The organism is Kocuria arenosa (assembly GCF_042879215.1).
In the GTDB taxonomy this organism is placed as follows: Bacteria; Actinomycetota; Actinomycetes; order Actinomycetales; family Micrococcaceae; genus Kocuria; species Kocuria arenosa.
Map to the genome: position 1 here is coordinate 111,864 of NZ_JBHZTA010000006.1, position 17,376 is coordinate 129,239.

15 protein-coding genes and 1 riboswitch are annotated in these 17,376 nt (G+C 72.9%); of the genes, 7 read left to right on the plus strand and 8 right to left on the minus strand.

Features of this window, described 5'->3' with window-relative positions:
* Positions 1-53 precede the first annotated feature (53 nt).
* Both ACFYE3_RS11780 and ACFYE3_RS11785 read right to left on the minus strand, forming a co-directional pair.
* A complete protein-coding gene (locus tag ACFYE3_RS11780; protein ID WP_387609270.1) occupies positions 54-1,154 on the minus strand; it encodes a cupin domain-containing protein in 1,101 nt (366 codons plus the stop codon).
* Positions 1,155-1,297: 143 nt separating this feature from the next.
* Positions 1,298-2,101: an IclR family transcriptional regulator gene (locus tag ACFYE3_RS11785; protein ID WP_387609272.1), complete on the minus strand. Its 804-nt coding sequence runs from the start codon at positions 2,099-2,101 to the stop codon at positions 1,298-1,300.
* A gap of 158 nt (positions 2,102-2,259) precedes the next feature.
* Here ACFYE3_RS11785 and ACFYE3_RS11790 point away from each other — a divergent pair, with 158 nt between their 5' ends.
* Both ACFYE3_RS11790 and ACFYE3_RS11795 read left to right on the plus strand, forming a co-directional pair.
* A complete protein-coding gene (locus tag ACFYE3_RS11790) occupies positions 2,260-3,567 on the plus strand; it encodes an MFS transporter (RefSeq protein WP_387609274.1) in 1,308 nt (435 codons plus the stop codon).
* 34 nt (positions 3,568-3,601) lie between these two features.
* A complete protein-coding gene (locus ACFYE3_RS11795) occupies positions 3,602-4,864 on the plus strand; it encodes an FAD-dependent monooxygenase (protein ID WP_387609277.1) in 1,263 nt (420 codons plus the stop codon).
* Positions 4,865-5,040: 176 nt separating this feature from the next.
* Here the strand turns inward: ACFYE3_RS11795 and ACFYE3_RS11800 are convergent, their stop codons facing one another.
* Positions 5,041-6,021, minus strand: coding sequence for a GNAT family N-acetyltransferase (locus ACFYE3_RS11800; RefSeq protein ID WP_387609279.1), 981 nt, complete (start codon positions 6,019-6,021; stop codon positions 5,041-5,043).
* The gene (locus ACFYE3_RS11805) at positions 6,021-7,403 is read right to left on the minus strand and encodes a glycine--tRNA ligase (protein WP_387609280.1); all 1,383 of its coding nucleotides are present in this window, start codon (positions 7,401-7,403) and stop codon (positions 6,021-6,023) included. The genes ACFYE3_RS11800 and ACFYE3_RS11805 overlap by 1 nt, the downstream gene beginning before the upstream one ends.
* A 196-nt stretch (positions 7,404-7,599) precedes the next feature.
* Between ACFYE3_RS11805 and ACFYE3_RS11810 the strand changes: the two genes are divergently transcribed.
* Positions 7,600-7,842 carry an RNA-binding S4 domain-containing protein gene (locus ACFYE3_RS11810; protein WP_035926391.1) on the plus strand — a complete coding sequence of 81 codons (243 nt, stop codon included), beginning with the start codon at positions 7,600-7,602 and terminating at the stop codon, positions 7,840-7,842.
* Here ACFYE3_RS11810 and ACFYE3_RS11815 read toward each other — a convergent pair.
* Complete coding sequence (locus tag ACFYE3_RS11815; protein ID WP_387609282.1) at positions 7,826-8,512, minus strand: alpha/beta hydrolase; 687 nt, start codon at positions 8,510-8,512, stop codon at positions 7,826-7,828. The two genes, ACFYE3_RS11810 and ACFYE3_RS11815, sit on opposite strands and share 17 nt — an antisense overlap.
* Before the next feature lie 131 nt (positions 8,513-8,643).
* On the opposite strand from ACFYE3_RS11815, the gene ACFYE3_RS11820 reads away from it, so the two are divergent.
* Entirely contained in the window at positions 8,644-9,333 is a 690-nt protein-coding gene (locus tag ACFYE3_RS11820) for a hypothetical protein (protein ID WP_387609284.1), read from the plus strand.
* Here the strand turns inward: ACFYE3_RS11820 and metX are convergent.
* Both metX and ACFYE3_RS11830 read right to left on the minus strand, forming a co-directional pair.
* Positions 9,275-10,459, minus strand: coding sequence for a homoserine O-acetyltransferase MetX (metX, locus tag ACFYE3_RS11825; protein WP_387609287.1), 1,185 nt, complete (start codon positions 10,457-10,459; stop codon positions 9,275-9,277). The genes ACFYE3_RS11820 and metX overlap by 59 nt on opposite strands.
* The gene (locus tag ACFYE3_RS11830) at positions 10,456-11,868 is read right to left on the minus strand and encodes a bifunctional o-acetylhomoserine/o-acetylserine sulfhydrylase (protein ID WP_387609290.1); all 1,413 of its coding nucleotides are present in this window, start codon (positions 11,866-11,868) and stop codon (positions 10,456-10,458) included. The genes metX and ACFYE3_RS11830 overlap by 4 nt, the downstream gene beginning before the upstream one ends.
* Before the next feature lie 76 nt (positions 11,869-11,944).
* Positions 11,945-12,060: riboswitch (SAM riboswitch) on the minus strand.
* 141 nt (positions 12,061-12,201) lie between these two features.
* On the opposite strand from ACFYE3_RS11830, the gene ACFYE3_RS11835 reads away from it, so the two are divergent.
* Together ACFYE3_RS11835 and ACFYE3_RS11840 are read left to right on the plus strand one after the other, a co-directional pair.
* Entirely contained in the window at positions 12,202-12,840 is a 639-nt protein-coding gene (locus tag ACFYE3_RS11835; RefSeq protein WP_387609293.1) for a VOC family protein, read from the plus strand.
* Positions 12,841-13,486: 646 nt separating this feature from the next.
* Positions 13,487-14,059 (plus strand): hypothetical protein, encoded by a 573-nt coding sequence (locus ACFYE3_RS11840; RefSeq protein ID WP_387609296.1) that lies wholly within the window; start codon positions 13,487-13,489, stop codon positions 14,057-14,059.
* Between the two features lie 238 nt (positions 14,060-14,297).
* On the opposite strand, the gene ACFYE3_RS11845 is transcribed toward ACFYE3_RS11840, so the two are convergent.
* The gene (locus ACFYE3_RS11845) at positions 14,298-15,077 is read right to left on the minus strand and encodes a CPBP family intramembrane glutamic endopeptidase (RefSeq protein ID WP_387609298.1); all 780 of its coding nucleotides are present in this window, start codon (positions 15,075-15,077) and stop codon (positions 14,298-14,300) included.
* Between the two features lie 111 nt (positions 15,078-15,188).
* On the opposite strand from ACFYE3_RS11845, the gene ACFYE3_RS11850 reads away from it, so the two are divergent.
* Complete coding sequence (locus ACFYE3_RS11850) at positions 15,189-17,360, plus strand: S9 family peptidase (RefSeq protein WP_387609301.1); 2,172 nt, start codon at positions 15,189-15,191, stop codon at positions 17,358-17,360.
* The last annotated feature ends 16 nt before the right edge of the window (positions 17,361-17,376 follow it).

Sequence of the window (17,376 nt, forward strand, 5' to 3'; positions counted from 1 at the left end):
TCGGGGTGCGGTGGCGCGCGGCGCGGTCCGCTCCGCGCGCCGGACGGGCGGTGCTACTTCTCCTCACCCTCCACGAAGGTGCGGTTGAAGTTCAGCTTCTCGACGATCGGCTGGTCGCCGAACCTGAACAGGTCGAACCCGGTCTCGGCCTGGATCTGCCAGGCGGTCCAGGACGGGACGACCACCAGGTCGCCCTTCTCCACCGTGCGGACCTCGCCGTCGAGCACGAACCGACCGCGGCCTTCGAAGACCTGGTAGACGCTGGAGCCGACCTCGCGAGTGGTGCGGGTCTGGGCACCGGGGCGGAAGCGGTGGAACTCGGCGCGGATGGTGGGCATGACGTCCCCGCCGGTGGTCGGGTTCACGAAGCGCACGGCGGCGTGGCCGGGCTCCACGGTGGCGGGGTAGCCCTCGTCCTCGATGGCCAGCTGCTCGGACAGCGCCCGGTCGGTGTGCTCCCACCGGTAGGCCCCGATCGGAGAGGACACGGTGTTCTGCAGGCCCGAGAGCGGGCGCAGGCCCGGGTGGCACCACAGCCGCTCGCCGCGGGAGAACTCCGGGGTGGACTCGTCGGTCACCCGGTCGATGCCGAACTCGAAGAACGCGGTGTCGGTGTAGTGCACGAACGGGATGTCGAGGCCGTCGATCCACGCCATCGGCTGGTCGAGCTCGTTGTGGTGGCCGTGGAAGTTCCAGCCCGGGGTCAGCAGGAAGTCCCCGCGGGACATCCGCACCGGGTCGCCGTTGACCACGGTCCACACGCCCTCGCCCTCGACCACGAAGCGGAAGGCGTTCTGCGAGTGCCGGTGCTCCGGGGCCACCTCGTGCCCGCCCAGGTACTGGATGGCGCACCACAGGGTGGGGGTGGCGTACGGGCGCCCGCCCAGCCCCGGGTTGGCCAGCGCGATGGCCCGCCGCTCCCCGCCGCGGCCCACGGGCACCAGGTCGCCGGCCCGCTCGGCCAGCGGCAGCAGGTTGTTCCACTCCCACACGAACGGGACGGCCGCCGAGGCCGGGGCCTCCGGCATGAGGTCGCCGATCTCCGTCCACAGCGGGACCATGTGGCCCGCCTCGAAGTCCCGGTAGAGGGCGTCGAGCTGGGCCTGCTCCTCCGGAGTGGGGGCCGGGACCGTCATCTGGTTGTCGTGGCTCATGGTGAGCTCCTCGGTGCTCGCGGGTCGCGGGGTGGACCACCCTGCGCTGTGATGTGAGTTACTGGCCACGCTAGAGCAGGCCACACCGAGACGGGCAACAAATTCTGCTGGATGGAAACTTGAAACGGGCATGGCCGGCCCCTTCACCGGGGCCCGCTGGACTCGGCCTCCGCGGCGATCTCCCCCTCGATCTCCCGGCACACCTCCCGCAGCGCCCGGATCACCGCCCGGTCCTCGATCACGCCGGCCCGCTGCGCGGGCACGGACACCGACAGGGCGGCCAGGGCGCGCCCCTCGGGGTCGCGCACGGCGCAGGCGACGGCGGAGACGCCGCGCTCGGCCTCCTCGCGGTTGAAGGCCAGGCCCACGGAACGGATCATGGCCAGGGACCGGACGAAGGAGCCGAAGGCGGCCTCGTCGAGGTACTCCCCCACCGTCCGCGCCGAGCCCGTGCGGAACAGCCGCGCCAGGTCCTCCTGGGAGAGGTAGGACAGCAGGATCTTGCCCGCGGAGGTGGCGGCCGCCGGCAGGACGGCACCGCGCCGGTCGCCGACCTTGAGCAGGCCCGCACCCTCCACGGAGCTGAGGAAGCGGACCGTGGTGCCGACCCGGACCATGAGGTTCGTGGTCTCGTGCGTGCGCTCGCTGAGCAGCTCCAGGTAGGGCTGGACGAGGGCGCGCAGCCGGCTGTGCGACCCTGACTCGGGCACCGAGACGCCGAGCCCCGGCCCCGCGAGGTAGCGGCGGGAGTCGTCCTGCACGGCGAAGCCGCGGTAGACGAGCATCGACAGCAGCCGGTGCGCGGTGGAGGGGGCGACGCCCAGTTCCTGCGCCACGTCCTTGAGCCGCACGCCGCCGGAGTCGCGCAGCATCTGGAGCAGACGCAGGACGTTGTCCACGGACTGCAGGGAGTAGGCCGGCTTCCGCTCCAGGTCCTGGTTCTGCACGGGCCCAGTCTAGGCGCCCGCCGGGGTCCGGTGGAGATCCACAGCACACCATGGTTTCCACGGAGCAGAATAATTTTCGGGAGCCCGGGGTCCCCGGCCCATCCTGGTGTGACGCGCCGCACTCGAGTGGCACCCATCACCTGTGAAACGGAGTCCCGATGTCCGCAACGGCCCTCGCCGAGGCCGCCCCGCCCGCTCCGGCGGGGCGGCGCGCCCGCTGGATCGCCGTCCTCGTCTGCTGGCTGCTCATCGTCTTCGACGGCTACGACCTCATCGTCTTCGGCACCGTCAAGCCCTCCCTCATGGAGGAGTGGGGGATGTCCCAGGCGACCGCCGGCACGGTGGGCTCCTCGGCGTTCCTCGGCATGATGATCGGGGCGGTCTTCGCCGGCCGGCTCTCCGACGGGCTGGGCCGGAAGAAGACGGTCATCTGGTGCACCGTCGTCTTCTCGCTGGCGACCGTCGCGTGCGCCGTGGCCCCCAACGAGTGGGTCTTCGCGCTGCTGCGCCTCGTGGCGGGGCTCGGCCTGGGCGGTCTCGTGCCCTCGGCCAACGCCCTCGCCGCGGACTTCATCCCGCCGCGGTGGCGCTCGGCCATGGCCACGCTCATGATGTCCGGCGTGCCGATCGGCGGCTCCCTCGCCGCGCTGACCGGCATTCCCGTCATCCCGGCGGACTGGCTCGGCTGGGACGGCTGGCGGTGGATGTTCGTCTTCCCCGTCCTGGCCCTCGTCGTGCTGGTGCCCCTGGCCCTGAAGGTGATCCCCGCCGACCCCGACCGGGAGCAGCGGGCCGCCGCCGCCGCCGAGCAGGTGCACCGGCCCGGCTTCGGATCCCTGCTGCGCCCGCCCTACCTGACCATGAGCGTCCTGTTCGCCGCCGCCACCCTCGCGACCCTCTTCGCCTGGTACGGGCTGGGCACCGAGCTGCCGAACCTCATGCGGCTGCAGGGCGCGCAGATCGGCGGGGCGCTGACGTTCGCCCTCGTCCTCAACCTCGGCGCGGTGCTGGGCTCCGTGCTCACGGCCTGGGCCGGGGACCGGTTCGGCCCGGTGCTCACCGGCGCCGTGGCCTCGGGCGCCGCCGCGGCCGGGCTGCTCGTGATCATGCTCGTCGGCGACGAGCCGGTCTGGCTGATCTACCTGATGCTCGTGCTCGCCGGCGTCGGCACGCACGGCACGCAGTCCCTGATCATCGGCGCCATCACCCTGTACTACCCGGACAGCCTCCGCGGCACGGCGCTCGGCTGGGCCCTGGGCGTGGGGCGCATCGGCGCCGTCCTCGCCCCGCAGACGGCCGGGCTCGTGCTCGGCGCCTACGCCGACCCCGCCGACGGCGTCCACCCCGTGTTCATGCTCTTCGCCGGTGCGGCGGCCGTCGCCACGGTCCTGCAGTTCGCCCTCCTGCCCGTCATCAGGAACGCCCGCCGGGCACCCCGGGTCCAACGGCCCCAGCCGGTTGCCTGACCTCGTCCAGCTCAGCTCGAAAGGAAGCACCACCATGGCACAGCACACCAAGGTCCTCGTCATCGGAGGCGGCATCGGCGGCTTCGGCAACGCCCTCGCCCTGCGCCGGCTCGGCGCGGAGGTCGAGCTCGTGGAGCAGGCCCCCGAGTTCGGGGAGGTCGGCGCCGGCCTGCAGATGTCCCCGAACGCCACCCGCCTGCTGCGCGAGTGGGGGGTGCTCGACCGCGCCATCGAGACCGGGGTGGCCCCCCGGTACATCGTCTTCCGCGACGCCCTCACGGGCGAGGAGCTGCTGCGGGAGGACGTCACCGGCGAGTACTACGAGCGCTACGGCGCCCCCTACATCGTGGCCCACCGCTCGGACCTGCACCGCCTGCTCATGGAGGAGTGCGCCGAGCTGGGCGTGACCCTGCACAACGACGTGCGCGTGGCCAGGACCGAGAACCTCGAGGTCGACGGGCGCGCCGTGGCCAGGGCGACCGCGGACGACGGCAGGGTCTTCGAGGCGGACGCGATCGTCGCCGCGGACGGGATCAAGTCCGTGGTCCGCGCCCAGCTCTCCGACGACCAGCCCGTGGGCTCCGAGTACGTGGCCTACCGGGGGGCGCTGCCGATCTCGCAGATCAAGCACTCCGGTGACATGGAGGCCGTGGTCGTGTGGATGGGCCCCGAGTGCCACCTCGTGCAGTACCCGCTGCGCCAGGGGGAGCTGTTCAACACCGTGGCGGTCTACCGCTCGCCGTCCTTCGCCGCCGGCCGGCTCGTCCACGAGGGGGACGCCGAGCTGCGCGAGGCCTACCGGGGCTGCGTGCCGGAGGTCCAGGCGGCGCTCGACAACCTCAGCCACGTGCAGCGCTGGCCCATGTTCGACCGCGTGCCGATCGAGAACTGGGTGGACGGCAACATCGCCCTGGTCGGTGACGCCGCGCACCCGATGCTGCAGTACCTCGCCCAGGGCGCCTGCCAGGCCCTCGAGGACGCCGCCGCGCTCGAGGCGATCGCGGCGCGGACCGTGTTCGCGGACGCGGAGCACCACGACGCCTCCCAGTGGAACGCCGTGTTCCGGGAGTACAACGCCGTCCGCCAGCCCCGCACCGCGCGGATCCAGACGACGGCGCGGGTGTGGGGCGAGTCCTGGCACCTCACCAACCCGGTGGAGCGGACCGTGCGCAACATGCTCTGGCAGTCCGCGGACAAGCACGGCATCTGGGACTACACCGACTGGCTCTACGGCGAGCAGGACCACACCGCCGCCCAGGCGGACGGCGAGCGCGTCGCCGCGAGCACGGCCGGCTGAGCACTGCCCCGCACCGGCCGGTGCGGGCACCGGCCGGTCCGTAACCGGCCCGGACGGGCGTGCGGAAGGCCCCGGCACCTCGAGGTGCCGGGGCCTTCCGCATGCCCGGACCGGCCCTGCGCCGGAGCGGATCCCGTGCCGGAGCTCCGCCGGTGCCCCGGGCCCGGTCCCCGCGATCAGTCCCCGGGCTCCGCGAGGACGACGGAGGTCTCCACGACCGTGGCGGCTCCGGCCGCCAGCAGGTTGTCGACGACGGCGGTCAGCGGCTCCATCGACCCGTCCACCTGGAACTGCACGGGGTGGTGGTGGGCCAGCAGCGCGAGCAGCTGCTCGAGCGCGGGGCCTGCCGCGTCGTCCCCCGGCGTCCAGCCGAGCACGACATGGGCGGGCTCGTCCGGCGCGTCCTCCGGGGCCCGGGCGCCCGGGTCGGCGTCGAGCTCCACGGGCCGGTAGCTCACGGCGAAGGCGGAGATCCTGCCCCGCTCCCCCGGGCCCACGCCGTTGCGCAGCACGAGGGCCCCGAAGGCGTGCGCGGCGTCGGAGAGGAACAGCTGGTTGACCCGTCCCACCGGCAGGTCCGCGGGCTCGTCCCAGGCGTGCACGGAGCGGTAGAACGCCCACAGCGCCCGGGTCAGCTCCACCGAGCCGGTGGCCAGGTCCTCGACGGCCTGCGCCGGTGTCCCGTCGGGGTGCTCCCGCAGCGGCTGGAGGGGCAGCGCCCCGGCCGCCACGCGGACCACGCGCGAGTCCTGGACCGGGTCCAGCCCGGCGGCCCGCGCGAACCGCTCGCCGGCCGAACCGGGCGCCGCCTTCGTGCGCAGGGCCTGCACGCCCGAGGGTGAGCCCGCCGCCTCGGTGCGCAGCCGCTCCAGCAGGGCCCGACCGAGTCCTTCGCCGCGGCGGTCGGGGGCGACCTCCACGTAGGCCCACAGCCTCGAGGGGTGCAGCGCCGACTCGTAGACCGTGCCGGCGGCCACCGGCACGCCGGAGTCCTCCGCCACGACCGTGCGGGACCACGGGACGTCGTCGTCGGGGCGCAGGGTCGCCCGGAAGGCCGCGGCCTGGGGCGTCTCCGGGGCGGGCCACACCTCGAGCAGCCGCAGGTCGTCCCCGTCCCGCCAGGGGCGCAGACCCGGTCCGCTCAGCGCGCCGCTCATCAGCGGACGAGCTTCCCGGCGAGGTAGGACTTCACCTGGTCGAGGGCCACGCGCTCCTGGGTCATCGCGTCCCGCTCGCGGATGGTCACGGCCTGGTCCTCGAGGGTGTCGAAGTCCACCGTGATGCAGAACGGGGTGCCGATCTCGTCCTGGCGGCGGTAGCGGCGCCCGATCGCCCCCGAGTCGTCGAAGTCGATGTTCCAGCTCCGGCGCAGCTCGGCGGCCAGGTCCTTGGCCTTGGGCGAGAGGTCCTCGTTGCGGGACAGCGGCAGCACCGCGGCCTTGACGGGGGCCAGGCGCGGGTCCAGCTTGAGGACCGTGCGCTTGTCCACCCCGCCCTTCGAGTTCGGCGCCTCGTCCTCGGTGTACGCGTCCACCAGGAAGGCCATCATCGAGCGGGTCAGGCCGAAGGAGGGCTCGATCACGTACGGGACGTAGCGCTCGTTGGTCTGCTGGTCGAAGTAGCTGAGGTCCGTGTTCGAGTGCTCGTTGTGCACGCCGAGGTCGTAGTCGGTCCGGTTGGCCACGCCCATGAGCTCGCCCCACGGGTTGCCCTGGAAGCCGAACCGGTACTCGATGTCGATGGTGCCGGCAGAGTAGTGCGCCCGGTCGTCCTCGGGGACGTCGTAGCGGCGCATGTGGTCCGGGTCGATGCCCAGGTCCGTGAACCAGTTCCAGCACGCCTCGACCCACTCGTCGAAGAAGTGCCCGGCCTCGGACGGGTGGGTGAAGTACTCGATCTCCATCTGCTCGAACTCGCGGGTGCGGAAGATGAAGTTGCCGGGGGTGATCTCGTTGCGGAACGCCTTGCCGATCTGGCCGATGCCGAACGGCGGCTTCTTCCGGGCCGCGGTGACCACGTTGTTGAAGTTCACGAAGATGCCCTGCGCGGTCTCGGGCCGCAGGTAGTGCAGGCCCTCCTGGTTGTCGACCGGGCCGAGGAACGTCTTGAGCAGCCCGGAGAACTGCTGCGGGTCGGTCCACTGGCCCTTGGTCCCGCAGTTGGGGCACGGGATGTCGGCCATGCCGTTCTCCGGGGCGCGGCCCTTCTTCTCCTCGAAGGCCTCGACCAGGTGGTCCTGGCGGGCGCGCTTGTGGCAGGAGGTGCACTCCACGAGCGGGTCCGTGAAGGTCGCCACGTGCCCCGAGGCCTCCCACACGGCCTTGGGGAGGATGATCGAGGAGTCGAGTCCCACCATGTCCTCGCGCCCGCGCACGAAGGTCTGCCACCACTCGTGCTTGATGTTCTCCTTGAGCTCCGCACCGAGGGGCCCGTAGTCCCAGGCCGAGCGGGAACCGCCGTAGATCTCACCCGCCTGGAACACGAAACCGCGGCGCTTGGCCAGCGAGATGACGTTGTCCAGCGTGGACTTGGGGGCCATGTGGATTTCCTCCGGGGTCTCGCCCGACCGCCGGCTGCGGACGCGCGTGGTGGGTGGTGTGGCCCGGCGGTGCGCCGGGCGGGAACCGGCCGTCGGCGGCCGTCACGAACGAGGACGCCGCGTACGACGTCCTCGTCCCAGGGTAGCCAATTCCCGCCGTGCCCGCCGACCGCCCAGGACCTGGGACACTGGGGGCATGACGACTCCCCAGCAGCCCGGCGGCCCCGACGAACTGCCCATCCGCGACGACATGATCCGGCTGGGCCAGGCCCTCAAGCTGGCGAACCTCGCCGAGGACGGGGCGCACGCCCGGGGCCTCGTGGAGGACGGTCAGGTCTCGGTCAACGGCGAGGTCGAGACACGGCGCGGCCGGCAGCTGCACCCGGGGGACGTGGTCTCCGCCGGCGGCGCCTCGGTCCGGATCACCGCGGGGGGCTGACCGGGCGGTCCGGGTCGCCCAGCACCACCTGGGTGAGGTACTCCCGCACGTGCCCCACCTCCTGCGGGCTGATCCCGTGGCCGACCCCGGTGTAGTGCACCTTCATGACATCGGCGTGCGCCAGTGCCCACTCGGCGGTGGAGTCGACGAGCTCCTGCGGGATGACCGGGTCCTGCGGGTCGCGGCCCCAGAACATCCGCAGCGGCCGCTCCCGCAGCCGGTCGTCGGCGAACAGGGGGTGCTCCCCGGGCACCACGAACCCGGAGAGCCCGACCACGGCCGCGATCTCGCCCGGCATGTGGCGGGCGAGGGACGTGGCCATGGCCATGCCCTGCGAGAACCCCAGCAGCGTGATGCTGGGGTGGTCCGCGGCCAGCACCCGCAGCCACGCCGCGACGGGCTCCACGGCCTCGGCGACCCGGTCGAGGGAGAAGCTGAGGTCCGCGGCGAGCGGGAACCACTGGTAGCCGAACTGGATGGGCTGGGGGGCGCGCACGGACGCCACGCTGAACTCGTCCGGCAGGGCCGGGACGAGGCCCATGAGGTCGCGCTCGTGCGAGCCGTAGCCGTGCAGGAGCACGAGCAGCGGGGTGCCGGGGCGGGCGTCGGCGTCCTTGCTCCACACGGCGAAGGGGGTGTCTGTCCCGGTCGGGACGGTGGCGTCGGTCATGGCACCAGTGTGCCACCCGGGCCCGGGGACCCGCCGCACGGGCGCGTGGACGCCCGACGGACCCGGTGGTGGACCGGGAGGCATGACCGAGACGACGCCGGACCCCCGGACACCGCACCTCCCCTGCACCCGTGGCGCCGCACGGTGGCGATCGGCGACTCGTTCACCGAGGGCACGGGGACCCGGACCCCGGCTCCCCCGGCGGGCTCCGCGGCCGGGCGGACCGGGTCGCCGAGGAGCTGGACGGCGTCGTGGGCCGGCTCGCGGACGGGGCCACGGTCGTGATCGTCGGCGGACCGGACATCGGCGCCACGCCCGTGCTGCGCGGGATCCGGGGCCGGATCGCGATCTACAACGAGAGCGTGCGCGTGGTCGCGTCCCGGCACGACGCCGTCCTGGTGGACCTGTGGGGGCTGCGGGAGCTCGCGGGCCCGGCGATGTGGGACCCCGACCGGCCGCACTTCTCTCGCCCGGGCCACCACCGGATCGCGGTCGAGGGCCTCGACACCCTGGGCCTCGGGCACGGCCTCGTGCCCGAGGTGGTGCCCGGCCGCCCGCCCTCGTCGTGGCGGCAGGCCCGGGGCGAGGACCTCGTCCGGGCCCACCGCTACCTGCGGCCGTGGGTGGCGCGGCGGATCCGGCGCACGAGCTCCGGGGCGCAGGTCCGGCCGAAGCGGCCGCGCTTCGGCACCGCCACCGTGCCCGGGGGCGGCATCGCACCGGGGCACGGGACCGGGGACGACTGTAGGGGCCTGCCCCGGCTCAGCGCTCGCGCAGCACGGTCTCCACGAGGAGCTTGCCGAGCTGGGGCGCCTCGATGAGGAAGCCGTCGTGGCCCGAGGGCGAGGTGAGGGTGTGCCGCCGGACCTCCCCGGGCAGCGCGGCGGCCAGGATGTCGGACTCGCGGGGCAGGTACAGCCGGTCGGAGTCCACCGCCGCCACGAGCCACTCGCACGAGGTCACGGACAGCGCCTCCTCGAGCGTGCCGCGGCCCCGGGCGACGTCGTGGGACATGAGCGTCTCGTTGACGGCGAGGTAGCTGTTGGCGTCGAAGCGGCCGGCGAGCTTGGACGCCTGGTGGTCGAGGTAGCTCTCCACCTGGTAGCGTCCCCGCCCGTCGGCGTGCGTGTCGATGACCTGCTCGTCGGCCTGCGGCGAGCGCCCGAACCGGTGGTGCAGCTCGTCGGCCGAGCGGTAGGTGATGTGGGCGATCCGCCGCGCCAGGCCCAGGCCCGTGACGGGCAACGGGCCGTCGTAGTAGTCCCCGCCCCGGAAGTGGGGGTCCTGGCGGATCGCGAGGTTCTGCGCCTGGCCCCAGGCGAGCTGCTCGGCGCTGGACTGGGCGCACGCGGCGACCACCGCGCACGCCCGGACCCGGTCGGGGCAGGTCACGGCCCACTCGAGGGCCCGGGCCCCGCCCATGGAGCCGCCGATGACCAGGCGCCAGGCCTCGATGCCGAGGGCGTCGGCCAGGGCCGCCTCGGCGTGCACGGAGTCCCGGACGGTCACGAGCGGGAAGCGGGAGCCCCAGGGGCGGCCCTCGGGGTCCACGCTCGGCGGCGCGGGGGTGGCCGGGCCCGTGGAACCGTAGCAGCCGCCCACGATGTTGGTGCAGACCACGAACCAACGGTTCGTGTCGATGGCGGCGCCGGGGCCGATCAGGCCCTCCCACCAGCCGCCGCTCTCCGCGGCGCGCCTCTCGACCTCGGGCGCGCCGGGGCGGGCCCGCCCGCTCGCCACGTGGGTGTCCCCGGTGAGGGCGTGCTCGACGAGGACCGCGTTGGAGCCGTCCGGGGCGAGCGTCCCCCACGTCTCGTAGGCGATCCGGACGTCGGGCAGCCGGAAGCCCGACTCGAGCTCCAGCTCGCCGATCCCGGTCACCCGCGGCACGCCGTCCTCGCGGACGGCGGTCCCGGCGTCGGCGCCTCCCACGACCGTCACGGTCACTCCTGTCCTCCCTGCGCGGCCGCGGCCGCGGCGAAGCCGTGCTCCAGGTCCGCCAGGATGTCGTCGATGTTCTCCAGACCCACGGACAGGCGCACGAAGCCGGGCTCCACGCCGGCGGCCAGCTGCTCCTCGGGCAGGAGCTGGCTGTGCGTGGTGGACGCCGGGTGGATCACGAGGGAGCGGACGTCGCCGATGTTCGCGACGTTCGAGTGCAGGGTCAGGGCGTCGACGAAGGCGGCTCCGGCCTCCCGGCCGCCGTCGAGGACGAAGCCCAGGATGGACCCGGCGCCCCGGGGCGCGTACTTCTGCGCCCGCTCGTGCCACGGGGAGGACTCCAGCCCGGCCCAGGACACCGAGCGCACGTCCTGGCGCGCCTCGAGCCAGCGGGCCACCTTCCCGGCGTTGTCCACGTGCCGCTCCATCCGCAGGGACAGCGTCTCGATGCCCTGCTCGATGAGGAACGCGTTGAACGGGGAGATCGCCGAGCCGAGGTCGCGCAGCAGCTGCACCCGGGCCTTGAGGATGTAGGACAGGTTGACGCCGAAGGGGCCGTCCGCGCCCAGGGCCTCGGCGTAGACGAGTCCGCCGTAGGACTCGTCCGGCTGGTTGAAGCCGGGGAAGCGCTCCGGGTAGTGGCCGAAGTCGAAGTTCCCGGAGTCCACGATCACGCCGCCGATGGCCGTGCCGTGCCCGCCCAGGAACTTGGTGGCAGAGTGCACCACGACGTCCGCGCCCCAGCGGAAGGGCTGGATGAGGTAGGGGGTCGCCACGGTGTTGTCCACGATGAGCGGCACCTCGTGGTCGTGGGCGATCCCGGAGACCGTCTCGATGTCGAGCACGTCGTTGCGCGGGTTCGGGATCGTCTCGGCGAAGAAGGCCTTCGTGTTCGGGCGGACCGCTTGCCGCCAGGCCTCGGGGTCGTCGGGGTCCGCCACGAAGGTGGTCTCGATGCCGAGCTTGGGCAGCGTGAACTTGAAGAGGTTGTAGGTCCCGCCGTACAGGCTGGGGCTGGCCACGATGTGGTCGCCCGCGCCGGCGACGTTGAGCACCGCGAACGTCGTCGCCGACTGCCCCGCACTGAGCATGAGGGCGCCCACCCCGCCCTCCAGGGCGGCGATCCGGTTCTCCACGACCTCCGTGGTCGGGTTGCCGATCCGCGTGTAGATCGGGCCGAGCTCGGCGAGCGCGAAGCGGTCGGCCGCGGCCTGGGCGTCGGGGAAGACGAAGGACGTGGTCTGGTGGATCGGCAGGGCGCGGGAGCCGGTGACCGGGTCGGGGCTCTGCCCCGCGTGGATCTGCCGGGTCTCGAAGGCCCAGCCCCCGGGGTTCTCGGGGGTGGGCCGTCCGGTCGCGGCCTCGCCGGTGCGGGGGACGGAGACGTCGGTGCTGGAAGCGGGGAGATCGGACATGCCGTGGGACTCCTTGCGGAGGTCAGGGGTCCCGTCCCGGTCGAGTCGGTGCGGCCGGGAACGGCCGGGCGCCGGGGACCCGCGCTTGCTCGCTCGCCGGTCGCGAGGAGCCTGGTCTTCACCCAGGGCACCCCACCGCGGTGGAGGGTTGCCGGCCAGCTAGCTGGGGCTTGGACGCTGGCGCTCATGACCTGGACAGCATTCTCCGGATCAGGGCGTCACGGCGTCAAGCCGGACCCGGGCGTGACACCCGGCACGGGGCGTCGCCCGCACGACGCCCGGCGCGTCGCGGACCGATTTGGAGACCAAACTCACAGGGTGCACGATGTGCCCATGAGAGTCGACCACGTGTCCTACGCCTGCCGCCCGGAGGGCCTGGCGGCCACCACCGAGCGCATCGCGGACCAGCTCGGGATCGAGCCGGTCAAGGGCGGGGTGCACCCCCGTTTCGGCACCCGCAACATGATCCTGCCGCTGACGAACCACCAGTACGTGGAGGTCGTCGAGGTCCTCCAGCACCCGGCGGCGGAGAAGGCGCCCTTCGGCCAGGCCGTGCGCGCCCGGTCCGAGGCCGGCGGCGGCTGGCTGGGCTGGGTCGTGGAGGTCGAGGACCTCACTCCCTTCGAGCGGCGCCTCGGGCGCCACTCCGTGCCGGGCCAGCGGGTGTTCCCGGACGGCCGGTGCCTGGAGTGGCACCAGATCGGCGTGAAGGGCCTGATCGCGGACCCGCAGCTGCCGTTCATGATCCACTTCGACTCCGACCCGGAGATGCACCCGTCCCAGGCGCGGATCACGGACGTGGGGCTCGCGGGGATGACCATCGCCGGGGCCCCGGAACGGGTCGCCGAGTGGCTGGGCGCCCCCGTCGAGACCGCGCTCGAGGACCTCGAGGTCGACTGGCGCTATCCGGACGGCACCCCGGGGGTGCTCTCCGTCACGTTCAGCACCCCGGACGGCCCCGTCACCATCTGAGATCGGACGACCCCACCGGGCCGCTCCGCTCGCGGCCTCCGGGCTCGCAGCAGCCGCGGCTGCTCGTCGTGGTCATGGCCGCGGTCGGCGACCAGCCGTCGGGGCACTCGACGGGCCCGGCCACGATCGACGTCGGCCGGGGCCGATGTGACTCCCCCCGGGCGCGCTCTGGAGCCCCGTGGAACAAGTGCCTCCTCGGGGAGGTCCTGTGACCCGGCAACGATGTCACAAAACGTGTCGAACCGTCATGGTGCTGATGGTCCCTGGGGCCCCCGGCGGCGCCCGCGGGGCCTGCCTGTCGCGCCCCTCGGGGAAGGGCTGCTGCGGTGGCCGGCAGTTGTTCCCGCGGCTCCAGAATCCCGTGTGACCTGCAGGAACGCGACTGACTTACTGGTCAGCAGCCAGGGGGCACTCCTGGGCGCAGGCCGCGGAACCCCCGGCCCGTCCCGTCCCGCCCCCGGAGGAACGAGGTCCGACGGGACAGAGATTTGTTGCCATTGCTCCTGGTCGGACTCTTGAACGCGCCGCTAACCCCCTTCTACCGTGGTGTCACCCGGTTCTCAGGGAAGGCCCATCTCACAGGCCTTGACATAGATTCTCTCGCGTGCATGACGCTTTCTTCGTCATGCCCTCCTTAGGGGAAACCATGAACGATCTGCACAAGACTCTCGCCGGTGCGGCCATCGCGGCCGCCCTCCTCGGAAGCTCGCTGGGCGCCCCCGCATTCGCGGGCGAGGGCCATGAGCACGAGCATAACGGTCATCACCATGGCAAATCCAGCGATGACCACAAGCATGACTACGGCGACGAGAAGGACAACGCGAAGGACGACGAGAAGGACGACGGGGACGACAAGAACGGCGGCTGGTACCACGACGAGAACGAGAACGGCGAGAGGGACGACGAGGAGAAGTACCACCACGAGCACGTCTGGCAGCACGACGGCGAGCACTGGTACCACGACGAGAACGAGAACGGCAAGAAGGACGACGACGAGAAGTACCACCACGAGTTCACCTGGGAGCACGACGACGAGGACGAGGACTACGCGCACGCGTGGAAGGACTCCGACCGGGACGGCAAGGAGGACTGCGACGACGACGACGACGACAACGACGGCCAGAAGGACAAGGACGACAAGGACGACGACAACGACGGCGACGAGGACAAGCACGACGAGGACAGCGAGAAGAGCTACGCCTACCACGAGAAGGGCTGAGCTCGTCGGTGCCGACCGGAGGGACGAGACACGCATGAACCGGCGTGGGCAGTCCCTGCTGTCCTCGGCGCCGTCCTCGGTCTAGGTGCGCCGGGTCGTCGACCGCGACCTTCCGGGGCGGTGTCACGGACAGGTGGCGGCCGAGGCATCGTCCCTCACGACGCAGGAGCACCCCACCCGTTGAGCGGGTGGGGTGCTCCTGCGTCGTCGGCCTGCTGCCTTCCCGTGGCGGGGCCTCTCAGCCCAGCAGCCGGGCGGCGCCGAGGAAGCCCACGGCGTCCAGCAGGAAGTGCGCGACGACGAGGGGCATCACCCGGCCGGTGCGCCGGTAGAGCTCCGCGAAGACGAGGCCCATCACCACGTTGCCGAGGAAGGGCCCGATCCCCTGGTAGAGGTGGTAGCTGCCGCGGAACAGGGCCGTGACCACCAGCACCACGGGCCAACTCCACCCGATGCGGGTCAGCCGGTCCGTGAGGAACGCGACCACGACGACCTCCTCGACCAGGGCGTGGCGCACCGCGGAGAGCAGCAGCACGGGCACCGTCCACCAGTGCTCGGCGAGCCCGGAGGTGGTCACCTCCGCGGTGACGCCCAGCGCCCGGCCGGCGCCGTAGAGCGCCAGCGTGCCCAGGCCCATGAGCAGGAAGAGCACGGTGCCCAGGCCGAGGTCCGGTGCGGGCATGCGGGCGTCGAGGCCGATCCGCCGGCGGACCGTGCCCAGGGCGCCGGCGGAGCCGGCGAGCAGGTAGAGCGCGAGCAGCACCGGCACCAGGTCCAGGGCGATGCCGGTGAGCTGGCGCAGCAGGTCGAAGAGGGGCTGCAGGCTCAGCGGCGGGTTCATCGTGGCCTGCGCCTCGGACAGCGGTCCGCGCGCGAGGTGCTCGGCGAGGGAGAGCGCGGCGTAGAGGGCCGAGGCACCCAGGGACACCCCGAGCACCAGGAGCACCTGCATCCACAGGTCGGCGCGGGTGGATCCGAAGGCGGGCGGTCGCGGGGCGAGGTGGGCGGGGGTGCTCATGCGGCCATTCTGGCACCGGCGCACCTGGCGCCCCGCGCCCCCGGCGCTTCCCGGGCCCGTCCCGCCAGCCCCGCCCGTCCTCCCCGGGGCGTGTTCCCTAGGATGGGAGCCATGACTGTCCTTCCCCCGCAGATCCGTCAGCAGCCCGTCGAGCGCGCCTTCCACGGCCACGTGTTCTCCGACCCGTACGAGTGGATGCGGGAGAAGGACTCCCCCGAGGTGCTGGCCCACCTCGCCGCGGAGAACGAGTACGCGGAGTCCGCCACCGCCCACCTCACGGCGCTGCGGGAGACGATCTTCGGGGAGATCAAGGACCGGACCCAGGAGACCGACCTGTCCGTGCCCAGCCGGCGCGGCGGCTGGTGGTACTTCGCCCGCACGGTGGAGGGCGGCGCGCACCAGGTGTTCTGCCGGGTCCCCGCCGTGACCACCGGCGACGTCCTCGCGGACTGGACCCCGCCCGTCGTCGAGGCCGGCACGCCCATGGCCGGGGAGCAGGTGCTCCTCGACGCCAACGCGGAGGCCGCGAAGCACGAGTTCTACTCCCTCGGCAGCTTCGACGTCTCCGAGGACGGGGAGCTGCTGGCCTGGGCCGAGGACGTCACCGGCGACGAGCGCTTCACGCTGCGGGTCCGGGACCTCACCACGGGCGCGCTGCTCGCCGACGAGATCCCCGGGACCTTCTACGGGTCCTTCCTCACCCCGGACGCCCGCGCCGTGTACTACACCGTGGTGGACGAGTCCTGGCGACCCCACCAGCTGCGCCGGCACGAGCTGGGCACCCCGGTGGCCGAGGACGTCGTCGTCCACGAGGAGGCCGACCCCGGCCTCTGGCTCGGGGCGGGCCTGTCCGCGGACCGCCGCTGGATCGTGGTGGAGGCGATGTGCTCCGAGTTCTCCGAGCAGCTCATCCAGCCGGTCGCGGACCCGGCCGCGCCGCTGCAGGTGGTGCTGCCCCGCACCGACCGGGTGCTCTACGAGGCGGAGCCCCTCTTGCTGGACGGGCGGGAGCAGATCCTGCTGACCCACGACCACGGCGCCCCGAACTCCCGGATCTCCCTCATGGACCCGGCCGACCTGGGCCGTCCGGTCGCGGAGGTGGCCCTGCGCGACGTCGTGCCGGCCTCGGACACCGTCCGCGTCAACGGCTGCGCCGTGACGGCCACCCACCTGGTGGTCTCCGTCCGGGCGGACACCACGCTGCGGGTCCGACTGGTGCCGCTCGCCGGGCTGGGCACGGCCGCCCAGGCCGCCCCCGTGGAGCCGGCGTTCGCCGAGGAGCTCTACACCGCGAGCGTCTCCGCCGCGGAGCACGACGCCCTCGTGGTGCGCCTTTCCTACAACTCCTTCACGACGCCCCCGCGCGTCTACGACGTCTTCGTGGCGGGCGCCACCGGGGACGACGACGCGCTGCCCGCCGAGCCGCTGCTGCGCCGCGAGGCCACGGTGCTCGGCGGCTACGACCCCGCCGACTACGCGGTCGAGCGGGACTGGGCCACGGCGGCGGACGGCACCCGCATCCCCGTCTCCCTGGTCCGCCGGGCGGACCTCGACCCCTCCGTGCCGGCGCCGGTGCTGCAGTACGCCTACGGCTCCTACGAGCACAGCACCGACCCCGCGTTCTCCGTCTCACGGCTGTCCCTGCTGGACCGCGGCGTGGTGTGGGCCGTGGCGCACGTGCGCGGCGGCGGGGAGCTCGGGCGGACCTGGTACGAGCACGGCAAGAAGCTGCACAAGACGAACACGTTCACCGACTACGTGGCGGTCACCGAGCACCTCGCCGCCCGGCCGGACGTCGACGAGCGGCGGATCCTGGTGATGGGGGGCTCCGCCGGCGGACTGCTGGTGGGCGCGGTGCTCAACCTCGCCCCGGAGAAGTACTGCGGCGCCCTGGCGGCGGTGCCGTTCGTGGACCCGCTGACGTCCATCCTCGACCCGAGCCTGCCGCTCACCGCCCTGGAGTGGGAGGAGTGGGGCAATCCCATCGAGGACGCGCACGTCTACGGGTACATGCGCGACTACTCCCCGTACGAGAACGTCCGCCCCCTGCCCTATCCCCCGGTCCTCGCGGTGACGAGCCTCAACGACACCCGGGTGCTCTACGTGGAGCCCGCCAAGTGGGTCGCCGCGCTGCGGGGGGCCTCGACCTCCGGCGAGCCGGTGCTGCTGCGCTGCGAGATGGCCGGGGGCCACGGGGGAGCCTCGGGGCGGTACTCGCAGTGGAAGGACACGGCCTGGGAGTACGCCTGGGCGCTGGACCGGATGGGCCTCGCCGGGACCTGAGCCGGGCCGGCGGGTC